The organism is Lentimicrobiaceae bacterium (assembly GCA_023227965.1).
In the GTDB taxonomy this organism is placed as follows: Bacteria; Bacteroidota; Bacteroidia; order Bacteroidales; family JALOCA01; genus JALOCA01.
The window spans coordinates 53,085-66,957 of record JALOCA010000012.1 but is presented as its reverse complement, the minus strand read 5'-3'; the positions used below and the strand labels follow the sequence as shown (position 1 = coordinate 66,957).

The following is a 13,873-nucleotide window of genomic DNA, read 5'->3' as shown; positions in this document are numbered from 1 at the left end:
ATCATGGTCTTCATATCTTTAAAATCTGAAATAAATAAACGGATTAAAATTAGTAGTAGTAATGCTACCAACACATATTACCAACAGAGTTAAAGAAATACAGGTAAAGACAAGAAAACCTTTAATGTTATGATATGGTTGAAAAACTTTTATTTGCCATTGTTCATTTCCTTTTATCAGTCCCCAAAATGAAAACAGAATTGCAATAAATAATATAGGTAAAAATTTCGTACTTATGATTACGTCAGAATATCCTCTATCTAAAGAAAACATTTTACCAAGGTATCTCCATGCAAGGGCTAAATTTTCGGAACGGAAAAACACCCACCCTATCATGGTAATAAAAAAGGTTAACACAATTGAAGGTAATTTGCCGATTTTTTTTAAAACTTTCAGAAGAAATAGGCGGTCGAGTAGCAAAAATAAACCGTGAAAAGCACCCCAAAACACAAAATTCCAGGCGGCTCCGTGCCATAAGCCCGAGATGAGAAATACAAAGACCAGATTAAAATACATCCGGCTTTTACTTACCCTGTTTCCGCCTAGGGGGATATACAGATAATCACGCATCCAGCGACTAAGAGTCATATGCCAACGCCTCCAGAACTCTGTAATACTTTGAGAAATATAAGGATTATTGAAATTTTCAGGAAAAATAAATCCCATCATACGGGCAATTCCGATTGCCATATCTGAATAACCTGAAAAATCAAAATAAATCTGAAAAGTATAGGCTAAGATTCCTATCCATGATAATGAAGTAGTAAGTTCTTCAGGCGAGAGAGCAAAAATTTGGTCAGCTGTTTCGCCCATTACATTAGCTATCAGCACTTTTTTTGCAAGACCGATGCAGAATCTGAAAAATCCGATAAGGCGATTGTCGAAATTTTCTTGGTAATCGCGGTTAAGAATCTGATCAGAAATTTCGTGAAAACGTATGATAGGTCCGGCTATAAGTTGCGGGAAAAAAAGTATATACAAGCCGTAATCTACAATACTTTTAAAAGGAGGTTTCTCGTTGCGGTACACATCAATCAGGTAACTCATTTCGTGGAAAGTGAAAAATGAAATCCCGATGGGTAAGGCTACAGCAGCCCAATGTACGGATGTCATTCCGAACGATTGTAGTAATTCATTGAAGTTTTCCACAAAAAAATTGGCATATTTAAAATAAGCCAATAAGCCAATATTTACTGATAATGCAATAGCAAGAATGATTTTTTTGTTTCTGCCTTCTGTTTTATGGATATATTTGGCAAAAAAGAAATCAGCAAAAAGAGAAAAAAGAACAATGAAAACATATTTTGGAGCACCCCAGGTATAAAATGCAAGACTGACAATAACTATCAGCAGGTTGCGAAAATTTTTGGGTACAAGATAATATGCAATGAGAACAAGTGGAAAAAAATATAAAAGAAATATATTGCTACTAAAAACCATGCAATCTTATTTAAGATTATTATCTGGAGGCAAAAATATTAGTTTTTAGCGATTTTTAAAATTTATCTATGTCTTGGCTGCTTCCAGAGGAAGATGATTTACCTTGTTTTTCGACATATTTATTGCAATCAATTTCTACAGTAAGTTCATCCGCAGGCTTTTCAAAATCATCAACTGAAATATGCAGAGAGGGATCGGCATATATTTTTTTCATATATAAAGCAAAAATTGGCAATGCCATGGTCGCTCCCTGCCCCAAAAGAATGGAACGAAAATGTACACTACGGTCTTCATTACCTACCCATACACCCGTAACTAAATTGGGTGTTAAGCCCATAAACCATCCGTCTGAGTTATTTTGGGTGGTTCCAGTTTTACCGGCAATTGGGTTGTTTAAACCATATTTATAACGCAGGCGGGCGCCGGTTCCGTTTTCAACTACCCCTTTCATAAGCGTAAGCATCAGGTAAGCTGTTTGTTCGCTCATGGCTTCCTCCTGGTTAGGAACAAATTTTGCAATGAGGTTGCCGTTTTTATCTTCAATTCGGGTTACAAAAATGGGTTCGGTATATATTCCTTTATTAGGGAAACAACTCATAGCACCCACCATTTCATTGAGTTTCAGATCGGCAGTTCCAAGGCAAATTGAATATACCGGTGGAATATAACTTTTTACGCCCATTTTATGCGCCATTTTAACAACCGCTTCAGGTGAATATCTTTTAATCAGGTAAGCCGAAACCCAGTTTACCGAATTAGCTAATGCCCATCGTAGGGTAACCATCTCGCCTTCGCGATCGTGGTCAGAATTTTTAGGTTCCCATTTGTCGCCGCTGGGTAATTCGACCGTTTGCTGCACATTGGGTACTTTGGAACATGGGGAAAATTCCCCTTCCTGCATGGCAAGAGTGTAAACAAAAGGTTTAAAAGTTGACCCAACCTGCCTGCGACCCTGAGTTATATGATCATATTGGAAATGTTGATAATCAATCCCCCCAACATAAGCTCTCACAAAACCTGTTTGTGGTTCCATCGACATTAAACCTGCCTGTAAAAAATATTTGTAATAACGTATTGAGTCCCAGGGAGACATCAAGGTATCGCGGTCTCCATTCCAGGTAAAAACCTGCATTAGTGTAGGCGTTTTGAAATTTTGTTGGATTTCGTCCTCATCCATTCCTGCACGTTTAAGGTTATGATACCTGTCGCTACGGTGCATAGCATCCTTCATTATTTTTGATATTACATCCGACCCCAGTGACACATCAAAGGGTGCACCCTTAACTCCTTTCCAATGTTTGAAGAAAGAAGGTTGAAGTTCTTTTTTAAGATGTTCTTTTACTGCTTCTTCTGCATATTCCTGCATTTTGGAATTAAGGGTAGTATAAATTTTAAGTCCGTCTTTGTATAGATTGTACTTGCTCCCATCCGGTTTTTTATTTTTATTTATCCATCCATACAAAGGGTTGGTTTCCCATTGCAGGGAGTCGTAACTGTAATCTTCTTTGTCGTCGTAGTTGTCTTCATCTGGTTTTTCGGCATACATTATTTTCCGGAGATATTCCCTGAAATAAGTGGCAAGACCCGAAGTATGGTCCTGAATACTATAATGTTTCATGTCGATGGGCGTTTGTCTTACCGAATCGTATTGTTCTTCTGTTAAATAGTTATGTTTTCGCATTTGGTTCAAAACGACCTCTCTACGTTTCAAAGCTCTTTCGGGATTGCGAATAGGGCTGTAAAAGGAGGGCGCTTTTAAAATCCCGATAAGGAGGGCGCTTTCTTCAACATTCAAGGAATCGGGAGATTTGTTAAAATACGTTTTAGCAGCTGATTTGATACCAAAGGACAGGCTTCCGAAATCAACGGTGTTTAAATACATGGCAATGATTTCGTTTTTCGTATAATTTCTTTCTAATTTGGTAGCTGTAACCCATTCTTTCAATTTTGTGAAGACAGTTTCGACAAAAGTACGGTTAGGTTTGCGTGGGAAAAGATTTTTGGCAAGTTGTTGTGAAATGGTGCTACCTCCTCCTTTAGAATTGCCGGTAACAATACCAAACATTACCCTGAAAACGGCTTTGGGATCAACGCCCGAATGTTTGTAAAAACGTGCATCTTCGGTAGCTATGAGGGCTTTGATAAGCCAGGGAGAAAGCTCTTCGTAATGAATAATGGAACGGTTTTCGATATAAAATTTGCCTAACAATTCCTGATCGGCTGAAATTACTTCAGAAGCAAGATTACTTTTTGGATTTTCAAGTTCTTCAAAAGAAGGCATAAACCCAAGCCAGCCTAAGGAAATCATGGTAAATAACAGTATGACAAATACTATTGAAGCAATGTAAAGTAACCAAAATCTCTTTACCCAAGTGGTTTGCCCTTTGATATCTTTACTCATTATATAATGTATTGTTATTCAATTTTATTGTTTTCGATGTTGATACCCAAATTTTTAATACCTACAAGCTCTTTGTCACGCATAGCCTGCCGGATGTAAAAAGTGTATATTCCTTTTACCGGAAACCGGAAATCTTGTTTTACAAGGAATCGGTTATCCTTAATTTTCCCCCATCCTTTTCCTTTCCATTTTCCATTGGCATTGGCAAGCAGGCACTCCACGGTATCTTTGCTGAATTTTTGGTTAGGAAATTGGGTTTGGATAAACAAATAAATGTTACTGTATTTGTAATCTGTTGTATTTCGTATTGTAACATAAAAATTATGCAATGCAGTAAGGTCAGTTACTTCAACAGAAAATTGCAAAGCTGCATCTGGCTTCCATCCTTTTTCGTCAACATTTGCCGTTTTGTCCAATAACGGCTTGGGAGTACACGCAAATAACAGTAAAACACAACTGAAGGAAATAAAAAACAATTTTTTTTTCATTCGTTAACAATTTTTTTACAGAAGTTTCATGCCTATTCCATGCATTCGGGAAAATCCATATATCAGAAAATTATTTTCATCCGTGCTTGTGAAAGCAATACATTTAGATTTCATTACCGGGAAACTATTCATCTTTATCGAATCGGTTAATATCTTCTTGGGTAAGAACCTGGTCAAATTCTGCTTTGTGCTCTTTGGTCTGTGCAAAATCTTCAAGTTTTTCGGGAAAAATACCATTTTTGTTGTTTTGTATGATTTCTCTTACTTTATCAATAGGAATGGCAAGAAGATTTGCTTGGTCGGAAACGTAGGAATACCACATCAGTTTTCTGAAAATATCAGTTTTCTGATGGATTGCATCTCCTTTTTGCGTTTTCAGAGTAACTTCGGGAGAAGGGAAGCCTTTTAGGGCATCAGTATATGTTTCGTATTCGTAATTAAGGCAACATTTCAGTTTTCCACACTGTCCGGCAAGCTTTTGTGGGTTTAGGGAAAGTTGCTGAATGCGGGCAGCCTGCGTGGTAACCGAACTATAAGAACCCAGCCATGTACAGCAGCACAGTTCTCTTCCGCATGAGCCTATCCCACCGAGTCTGCTGGCTTCCTGCCTTACGCCAATTTGCTTCATTTCGACACGTATCCGAAAAGTTTCGGCTAACGCTTTTATGAGTTCCCTGAAATCAACGCGGTCATCGGCGGTGTAGTAAAAAATTGCCTTGGTACCATCACCTTGAAATTCTACGTCATTAACTTTCATTTTCAGGTTAAAACGCGATGCAAGTTCCCTGGTTTTGAAAAGGGCGAGTTCTTCGCGCTCTATGGAAACTATCCATTTTTCGACGTCGGAAGAACGGGCTTTGCGGTACACTTTTTTAATCTCGGTATTTTTAATGTCAATCTTTTTCTTTTTCATCTGCAACCGAACCAAGTCTCCGGTAAGAGTAACAATACCAATATCGTGACCCGGCAAAGCTTCAACTGCAATAATATCGCCTGTGTGGATGTCCGTTTCGCCATTAAGCTGGTAAAAATCTTTTCTGCTGTTTTTAAATCGTACTTCTATAAAATTAAATGGCTTTATACCATAAGGAGGTTTAATATCTTTCAACCAGTCAAATACGTCTAACTTACAAATTCCGTGCGAAAAAGCCTGTTCGGGTTTATGGCTTTTCATTGCATGAGTACATCCGCGTGTAAAAAAAGGATTGGAAGGTATGGTAGTATTGTTGTTTTCCATAGAATTATTAAAAATATGCTGCAAAATTACACTTATTAACGAAATATCAGTTCGATTTAATCAATCTGCTACAGGTAAACGATAAATCGGTAAAAAGAATGGAGGGATTTGCATTTCTTTCGATATGATAGATGGCTTTATTGATTTCGCCGGTTATTTGTTCCACGTTTTTGTTGTGAATAAATTGTGAAAATTTAGCCACAAAATCACTTTCTTCGGCATCAAGGTAGGGCAAAATGGCATTGTTAGTATTGTACAACAAGCAATTTCGTATCATGAGCAACGAATATGCAAGGAAAGATTTTTGTGTTTCTCTGCCTGATTTTGAAATGAAAGATACAAAAGAGATGAAATCCTGCTTTTTAGATGTAAAATTGATACCGTCAGCAGAGTCATTATTTTTCTCGATTCCTCCATAACAGGCGCGCATCCAATACCTGAACAAATTAAAAAATTCGTTTTCAGATTCCTTTTCTTCAATAAAACAGATGGCATTCCGGAAATTGCCATTGGCAAGTTGCACGGTTTTTCTGATTTCTGAGTCAGGGAGTGCATATTTTGACTTCAATGTCGTAAAAAGGATTTCCGTTTCAATTTTGGGTATCCGAAGAAGTTGAGTGCGCGAAAGAATGGTATTAATAATTTGGTCCTGGTTTTCCGATATCAGAATAAACAGGGTTTTTTCGGGAGGTTCTTCCAGAATTTTCAGAATTTTAGGGGCAGCCGAATGGAATAGTTTTTCCACCATCCATATTATCATTACTTTATATTCCGATTCGTACGATTTGTAACTTAAAGTTTTAATTATATCGTTACAATCTTCGGCATTAATGATGCCTTGTTTGTTCTCGATGCCAATTTTTTCGTACCAATCGGAAAGAGAAATATAACCGTGGTTATCAAGCATTAGTTCGCGCCAGGGTTTGATAAATTGTTTGCTGGAAGGCTTTTCTTTTACATCTCTGGTAGTAGAAACCGGGTAGATAAAATGTAGGTCGGGATGCACAAGTTTTTCAAACTGCCTGCACGAACGGCATACACCACACGAATCTTCGGGTTGCCGGTTTTCACAATTGATATATTGGGCATAAGCGATGGCAAGAGGAAGTTTGCCCGACCCTTCCGGACCAAGAAAAAGTTGGGCGTGGCTTACACGGGCATCGTAAACGGATTGAATCAAACGATGGATTATGCTTTTCTGTCCTATAATATGCTTGAATTGCATAGAATTATGTTATAAAAATACATTTTTCAAATGTAGAGAAAATAATCCGATACGCATGCAATACAAAAAAAACAACTTAATGTGAAAAATAAAAAACATCACGTTGCGGGGTTGTTTATATCCGGTAGAGAAAATTATTTTTTAAAAAGGTTTTTAATATGAAAATAATATTATCTTTGCACCCGCAAAACCCTGAATAAAGTATATGACTGGTTTTGCCGGAATTAGAACCGTAAAACTAAGGAAACCTGATAAAGTAAGACAGCTATAGGTTTTCGTTGACAAGGGCAAATGTTTGATTATTAGCGTGTCAATGGGTCTCGTCTTAATAAATCTTTATCAAATTTCTGTAGTTTTCCGACTTGTAGCTTCCGAGCTTGTAAAAGTTTTTATATAAAATTTGTATAGTCTACTAATTGTATGAAAAATTATAATACTTTTGCAGACCCAAAAAAACAAAGGTGTAACTGATTAAAAAACTATTAAACAAATATTTATGCCTACAATACAACAATTGGTTCGTAAAGGCCGTCAGAAACTTACCGAAAAAAGCAAGTCACCTGCGTTGGATTCCTGCCCGCAGCGACGTGGGGTTTGTACAAGGGTATATACTACCACCCCCAAAAAGCCTAATTCGGCAATGCGTAAAGTAGCAAGAGTTCGCCTTACCAATGGCAAAGAAGTGAATGCTTATATTCCCGGTGAAGGACATAACCTTCAGGAACACTCCATAGTTATGATTAGGGGTGGTAGGGTAAAGGACCTTCCTGGTGTACGTTACCATATCATCCGTGGCGCACTGGATACTTCAGGAGTAGAAGGAAGAAACCAGCGTCGTTCGAAATACGGAACCAAACGTCCTAAAGCTAAAAAATAATAAACTGATTCTTTATACCTATTTATAATATATAGTACAATGAGGAAATCCAGACCTAAAAAACGCATCATACTGCCCGATCCGAAGTTTAACGATGTGTTGGTAACCAAATTCGTAAACAACATCATGTTTTGCGGGAAAAAAAGCATTGCTTACGATGTTTTTTATGAAGCCATAGAAATTGTTTCTGATAAAACAAAAGAAGACGGGCTGGACGTTTGGAAAAAAGCTTTGTCGAATGTTACTCCTAACGTAGAAGTACGTAGCCGCAGGATAGGAGGAGCTACTTTCCAGATTCCTTCCGAAATTCGCCCGGGACGTAAAATGTCCATCGGTATGAAAAACCTGATTGGCTTTGCACGCAAACGCCATGAAAAAAGCATGGGGCAAAAACTGGCTTCCGAAATCGTAGCTGCTTATAAAGAAGAGGGTGCCGCTTTTAAAAAGAAAGAAGATACCCACCGTATGGCAGAAGCCAATAAAGCATTTTCACACTTTAGATTTTAACAATAAAAAAACTCCGGTAAAACTACGATGAGCGAAAAACTCACATATACGCGCAACATCGGCATTATGGCTCACATAGATGCGGGTAAAACCACAACTACTGAGCGTATATTGTATTATACCGGCGTTAACTATAAAATGGGTGAGGTGCACGAAGGTACAGCCACAATGGACTGGATGCCTCAGGAACAAGAGCGCGGAATTACCATTACCTCTGCTGCCACCACTGTATTCTGGAATCACCATAACCAAGCCTATAAAATAAATATTATTGACACACCCGGACATGTAGACTTTACTGTGGAAGTGGAACGCTCGCTAAGAGTGCTCGACGGAGCAGTTGCTCTTTTCTGTGCCGTGGGTGGTGTTGAACCTCAAAGCGAAACTGTTTGGCACCAAGCCGACAAATACAACGTTCCCAGAATAAGTTTTGTCAACAAAATGGACCGTGCCGGTGCCGACTTTTTCAATGTTGTTAACGAAATTAAAGAAAAACTGGGTGCAAACCCTGTTCCCCTTCAAATCCCTATTGGAAGCGAAGACACTTTTTGTGGTGTTGTTGATCTTATCAGCAATAAAGCCTTATTGTGGGATGAATCCACACTCGGAGCTGATTATTATGAAACAGAAATCCCCAAGGACTTAAAAAAAACGGCTGAAGAATACAGAACCCTTTTGATAGAAGGAGTTGCAGAAGAAAGTGAACATTTATTTGAAAAATTCATCAACGACCATAATTCTCTTTCGGAAGAAGAAATTATCGCCGCTGTACGCAAAGCAACTCTTGAAATGCGTATCACCCCGGTAATTTGTGGTGCTTCGTTTAAAAACAAAGGAGTACAAACTTTGCTTGATGCAATTGTTCGTTATTTGCCTTCACCCGGTGACATTCCTCCTGTAACAGGAATTAATCCACAAACTGAAAAAGAAGAAATAAGAAAAGCCGATGAAAATGAACCATTCAGTGCATTGGCTTTCAAAATAGCAACCGATCCTTTTGTGGGTCGCATTGCCTATTTCCGGGTTTATTCTGGTAGTTTAAACTCCGGTTCTTACGTGTTAAACGTAACTACAGGAAAAAAAGAACGCATTTCGCGCATTCTGCAAATGCATGCCAACAAACAGAATCCCCTCGAACGCATTGAAGCAGGAGATATAGGTGCTGCTGTGGGTTTTAAAGATATTCGTACTGGAGATTCACTTTCCAGCGAGAAACATCCCATAATTTTGGGAAAAATATCGTTCCCTGAACCTGTAATTTCCGTAGCCGTTGAACCCAAAACCCAGGATGATGTTGATAAATTATCCTTAGCTCTTAACAAACTTGCCGAAGAAGATCCTACTTTCAACGTAAAAGTGGACGAAGAAACTGGACAAACCGTAATCAGTGGTATGGGCGAATTACACCTTGATATTCTTGTTGATCGTCTCAAAAGGGAGTTTAAGGTAGAATGTAACCAAGGCTCACCGCAGGTGGCTTACAAAGAAGCCATTACCGGAACCGTGGAACACCGCGAAATTTATAAAAAACAAACCGGAGGCAGAGGTAAATTTGCCGATATTCAGTTTGTTATTTCTCCCGCTGATCAGGGAATAAAAGGATTACAGTTTATTAACGAAGTTCGTGGCGGCAATATTCCTAAAGAATATATCCCCGCAATAGAAAAAGGTTTCAAAACCGCTATGCTCAATGGCGTTTTGGCAGGATATGCACTTGATAGTCTGAAAGTGAAATTAATTGACGGTTCGTTTCATGCTGTTGATTCCGACTCACTTTCGTTCGAAATTTGTGCCCAGTTGGCTTTCAGAAATGCATGCCGCAAGGCAGGGACTGTTTTGCTGGAACCCATAATGAAATTAGAAGTAACTACACCCGAAATTTACATTGGCGATGTTACCGGAGATATCAACAAAAGAAGAGGACATCTGGAAAATGTACATTCCAATAAAATTGGATTCCAGATAGTGAAAGCAAAAGTTCCCTTGTCGGAAATGTTTGGCTATGTAACCACTCTTCGCAGTATGACCTCGGGCAGAGGAAATTCAAACCTTGAATTTTCACATTATTCAGAATTGCCCAAAGAATTAACTGAAGAAGTATTAATGAAAATTAAAGGATATATACCTGTTTTAGCTTAAGTAAAAAATTAAAAACACAATAAAAGTGAGCCAAAGGATTAGAATAAAATTAAAATCTTACGATCATAACCTGGTAGATAAATCTGCCGAGAAGATTGTAAAAACCGTAAAATCAACAGGTGCAGTTGTAAGCGGACCCATTCCTCTGCCTACCAACAAAAAGATTTTTACTGTAAACCGTTCAACCTTTGTTAATAAAAAGTCTAGAGAACAGTTTGAACTCAGTACATACAAAAGATTGCTCGATATTTACAGCACAACATCTAAAACCATAGACGCACTGATGAAACTTGAACTTCCGAGTGGTGTGGAAGTAGAAATTAAAGTCTGAGGAAACTGTAAAATAAAAAAGCAATTATCAAAGCAAGAAAAATTATAAACGATGTCAGGATTAATTGGAAAAAAAATTGGAATGACCAGTATTTGGGATGCCTCTGGTAAAAATGTACCATGCACAGTTATACAAGCTGGCCCGTGCGTAGTAACCCAGGTACGCTCGAAAGATAAAGAAGGCTACGATGCCATTCAGCTTGCCTTTGAAGACAAAAAGGAAAAACATACCAATAAAGCTGAAAAAGGACATTTTGCAAAAGCAGGGGTAACCCCCAAAAGAGTAGTAGCTGAGTTTACCCGTTTTGAACCTGAACATCGCAAACAATTTGGTGATGTTTTGAAAGCTGATATATTTGTGGAGGGGGAATACATTGACGTTGTGGGAACCAGTAAAGGAAAAGGATTCCAGGGCGTAGTTACCCGTCACGGATTTAGTGGCGTAGGCGGTACCACACACGGACAACACGACCGTCTTCGCGCACCCGGTTCGGTTGGCGCTTCTTCCTGGCCTTCACGCGTATTCAAAGGCACTCGCATGGCAGGTCGTCTTGGTGGCGATCGCGTAAAAATAATTAACCTTCAAATCGTAAAAATAATACCCGAAAACGATATTATTGTGGTTAAAGGATCGGTTCCGGGAGCTAAAGGTTCATATTTAATCATAGAAAGATGGAGTTAGAAGTATATAAAATTAACGGAGAAAAAGCTAACCGTACAGTTATTGTTAGCGACGATATTTTCAATATCACTCCCAACGACCATGCCATATACCTCGATACCAAACAGTATCTGGCAAATCAGCGGCAGGGAACCCATGCTACAAAAGAAAAATCTACAGTTTCGGGAAGTACAAAAAAACTGAAACGCCAAAAAGGTACGGGCGGAGCTCGCGCAGGCAGTATAAAATCACCGGTGTTTGTTGGCGGAGCCAGAGCTTTCGGACCCCAACCCCGCGACTACCGTTTCAAATTAAACAAAAAACTGAAACAATTAGCCCGCAAATCTGCCTTAGCTTATAAAGCCAAAGAAAACAGTATCGTAATTTTAGAAGACTTTACGTTCGAACAACCCAAAACAAAAAACTTTTTAAACTTATTGAAAAGCTTTGACCTTAACGACAAAAAAACATTGTTTGTATTTAATCAAACCGATAAAAATATTTATTTATCCACTCGTAACTTAACCAAAGTAAAAAGTGTAAACGCATTAGGACTAAATACATACGATATATTAAACGCAAACAGCCTTATCGTTTCCGAAAGTTCAATAGGGCAGATTGAAGAAATGTTTAGTTAATTAAAAGATTATTTGTATCACAATCAAATAAATAAAACAATGGGCATCATCATCAGACCGTTGATAACTGAGAAAATGACAACCGCCAGTGATAAACTGAACCGCTATGGATTTATTGTTGACAAAAAAGCCAACAAAATTCAAATAAGAAATGCAGTGAAAGAATTATATGGTGTCGAAATAGAATCGGTAAACACAATGAACTACTCCGGAAAACAAAAAGGACGCTTTACAAAAGGCGGCTATATTTCCGGGAAAGCCAACGCTTTTAAAAAAGCAATGGTAACATTGGCAAAAGGTGAAACAATTGATTTTTACAGCAATATTTAGTAGATAAATGGCTTTAAAGAAATTCAAACCAACAACTCCTGGTCAACGTTTTAAAGTAATAAGTACGTTTGACGAAATAACTACCTCCACTCCCGAGAAGAGTTTGTTGGTTACAAAAAAAAGAACCGGAGGTAGGAACAACGAAGGTAAAATGACCATGCGCTATTTAGGTGGCGGTCATAAACAACAATATAGGATTGTAGATTTTAAAAGAGATAAGGACGGAATTCCGGCAACTGTAAAATCAATTGAATACGATCCCAATCGTACCGCACGTATAGCGTTGTTAGCTTATGCCGATGGCGAAAAAAGATATATCGTGGCACCACAAGGATTAAAATTAGGACAAAAAGTTGTTTCAGGCGAAGGGGTATCACCCGACGTAGGCAATACTTTATTCCTTAGCGAAATTCCTTTCGGAACAATAGTCCATAATATCGAGCTGCGACCGGGACAAGGTGCAAAAATGGCAAGAAGTGCCGGCTCTTATGCACAACTTATGAGCCGCGACGGAAAATTTGCCATCATAAAACTCCCTTCAGGCGAAACCCGTATGATACTTCAGGCTTGCAAAGCTACTATTGGAATGGCATCCAATGTTGATCATAGCCTCGAATCGTCAGGTAAAGCAGGAAGAAGCCGCTGGTTAGGTCGTCGCCCGCGCACCCGTGGCGTTGTGATGAACCCCGTTGACCATCCGATGGGCGGAGGCGAAGGAAGAGCAACCGGAGGACATCCGCGTACCCGTAAGGGAATGCCTGCTAAAGGTTACAAAACCCGCTCGAAAAAGAAAAGCAGCGATATGTATATCATCGAAAGAAGAAAAAAATAAATAGTCAACCATCAATTATAAACAATAATGAGCCGTTCGTTAAAAAAAGGACCATACATTGATTACAAACTCGAAAAAAAAGTGCTCGAGTTAGTAGAATCGAAAAAAAAGGTTGTGATCAAAACCTGGTCGCGTGCCTCTATGATTTCTCCCGATTTTGTGGGACAAACCATAGCCGTACACAACGGGAATAAATTCATACCGGTTTACGTTACCGAAAATATGGTAGGCCATAAACTTGGAGAATTTGCACCCACTCGTACTTTCAGAGGACATGCAGGAAGCAAAGACAAAGGCAAAAAATAAAGAAATTGAAATAAAATGGGAGCAAGAAAACATAACTACGCAGAAAGCTTGAAACAGGAAAGAAAAACCACCTATTTCGCCAAGCTGAATAATTGCCCTACATCGCCCAGAAAAATGCGGCTTGTAACCGACATCGTACGTGGCGTTGACGTAGAAACAGCATTGCACATATTAAAAAATTCGCCCAAGGAAGCTGCCGGACGCCTACGCAAACTTTTACTTTCAGCCATTGCCAACTGGCAATCGAAAAATGAAGGAGCACGCATTGAAGATGCACACTTATACATAAAACTTATCAATGTAGATGGTGGCAGAATGCTGAAAAGAGTACAACCCGCACCTCAGGGCAGAGCTTATCGGGTAAAAAAACGCTCAAACCATGTTACAATGGTATTAGGCAACCGTAATGAAAATATACAAAAAGAAACAAACGAATAAATAAAATAACAACCATAATCATTA

15 protein-coding genes are annotated in these 13,873 nt (G+C 38.7%); 10 read left to right on the top strand and 5 right to left on the bottom strand.

The window, feature by feature from the left end; genetic code table 11:
• Positions 1-18 precede the first annotated feature (18 nt).
• The 5 genes from M0R21_06015 to M0R21_05995 all read right to left on the bottom strand — a co-directional run bounded on the left by M0R21_06015 (position 19) and on the right by M0R21_05995 (position 6,791).
• A complete protein-coding gene (locus tag M0R21_06015) occupies positions 19-1,440 on the bottom strand; it encodes an MBOAT family protein (GenBank protein MCK9617375.1) in 1,422 nt (473 codons plus the stop codon).
• Between the two features lie 55 nt (positions 1,441-1,495).
• On the bottom strand, positions 1,496-3,841 hold the full coding sequence (locus M0R21_06010; protein ID MCK9617374.1) for a transglycosylase domain-containing protein: 2,346 nt from the start codon (positions 3,839-3,841) through the stop codon (positions 1,496-1,498).
• Between the two features lie 14 nt (positions 3,842-3,855).
• Positions 3,856-4,329, bottom strand: a complete 474-nt coding sequence (locus M0R21_06005) for a gliding motility lipoprotein GldH (protein ID MCK9617373.1) — start codon at positions 4,327-4,329, stop codon at positions 3,856-3,858.
• A gap of 124 nt (positions 4,330-4,453) precedes the next feature.
• Entirely contained in the window at positions 4,454-5,566 is a 1,113-nt protein-coding gene (locus tag M0R21_06000; GenBank protein ID MCK9617372.1) for a hypothetical protein, read from the bottom strand.
• A 46-nt stretch (positions 5,567-5,612) separates the two neighbouring features.
• Positions 5,613-6,791 carry a DNA polymerase III subunit delta gene (locus M0R21_05995; GenBank protein ID MCK9617371.1) on the bottom strand — a complete coding sequence of 393 codons (1,179 nt, stop codon included), beginning with the start codon at positions 6,789-6,791 and terminating at the stop codon, positions 5,613-5,615.
• A 496-nt stretch (positions 6,792-7,287) separates the two neighbouring features.
• On the opposite strand from M0R21_05995, the gene rpsL reads away from it, so the two are divergent.
• Genes rpsL through rplV form a run of 10 tightly spaced genes read left to right on the top strand, consistent with a single transcriptional unit; the run spans position 7,288 to position 13,849 of the window.
• Positions 7,288-7,668, top strand: a complete 381-nt coding sequence (gene rpsL, locus M0R21_05990; protein MCK9617370.1) for a 30S ribosomal protein S12 — start codon at positions 7,288-7,290, stop codon at positions 7,666-7,668.
• Between the two features lie 39 nt (positions 7,669-7,707).
• A complete protein-coding gene (gene rpsG, locus M0R21_05985) occupies positions 7,708-8,175 on the top strand; it encodes a 30S ribosomal protein S7 (GenBank protein ID MCK9617369.1) in 468 nt (155 codons plus the stop codon).
• 27 nt (positions 8,176-8,202) lie between these two features.
• Complete coding sequence (gene fusA, locus M0R21_05980) at positions 8,203-10,314, top strand: elongation factor G (protein MCK9617368.1); 2,112 nt, start codon at positions 8,203-8,205, stop codon at positions 10,312-10,314.
• 25 nt (positions 10,315-10,339) lie between these two features.
• Complete coding sequence (gene rpsJ / locus M0R21_05975; protein ID MCK9617367.1) at positions 10,340-10,645, top strand: 30S ribosomal protein S10; 306 nt, start codon at positions 10,340-10,342, stop codon at positions 10,643-10,645.
• A gap of 51 nt (positions 10,646-10,696) precedes the next feature.
• Positions 10,697-11,326 (top strand): 50S ribosomal protein L3, encoded by a 630-nt coding sequence (rplC, locus tag M0R21_05970; GenBank protein ID MCK9617366.1) that lies wholly within the window; start codon positions 10,697-10,699, stop codon positions 11,324-11,326.
• Positions 11,317-11,943: a 50S ribosomal protein L4 gene (gene rplD, locus M0R21_05965; GenBank protein ID MCK9617365.1), complete on the top strand. Its 627-nt coding sequence runs from the start codon at positions 11,317-11,319 to the stop codon at positions 11,941-11,943. The genes rplC and rplD overlap by 10 nt, the downstream gene beginning before the upstream one ends.
• 39 nt (positions 11,944-11,982) lie before the next feature.
• The gene (gene rplW / locus M0R21_05960; protein ID MCK9617364.1) at positions 11,983-12,273 is read left to right on the top strand and encodes a 50S ribosomal protein L23; all 291 of its coding nucleotides are present in this window, start codon (positions 11,983-11,985) and stop codon (positions 12,271-12,273) included.
• A gap of 7 nt (positions 12,274-12,280) precedes the next feature.
• Positions 12,281-13,105, top strand: coding sequence for a 50S ribosomal protein L2 (rplB, locus tag M0R21_05955; protein ID MCK9617363.1), 825 nt, complete (start codon positions 12,281-12,283; stop codon positions 13,103-13,105).
• Between the two features lie 27 nt (positions 13,106-13,132).
• Positions 13,133-13,411 carry a 30S ribosomal protein S19 gene (rpsS, locus tag M0R21_05950; protein MCK9617362.1) on the top strand — a complete coding sequence of 93 codons (279 nt, stop codon included), beginning with the start codon at positions 13,133-13,135 and terminating at the stop codon, positions 13,409-13,411.
• Between the two features lie 15 nt (positions 13,412-13,426).
• On the top strand, positions 13,427-13,849 hold the full coding sequence (gene rplV, locus M0R21_05945) for a 50S ribosomal protein L22 (GenBank protein ID MCK9617361.1): 423 nt from the start codon (positions 13,427-13,429) through the stop codon (positions 13,847-13,849).
• The last annotated feature ends 24 nt before the right edge of the window (positions 13,850-13,873 follow it).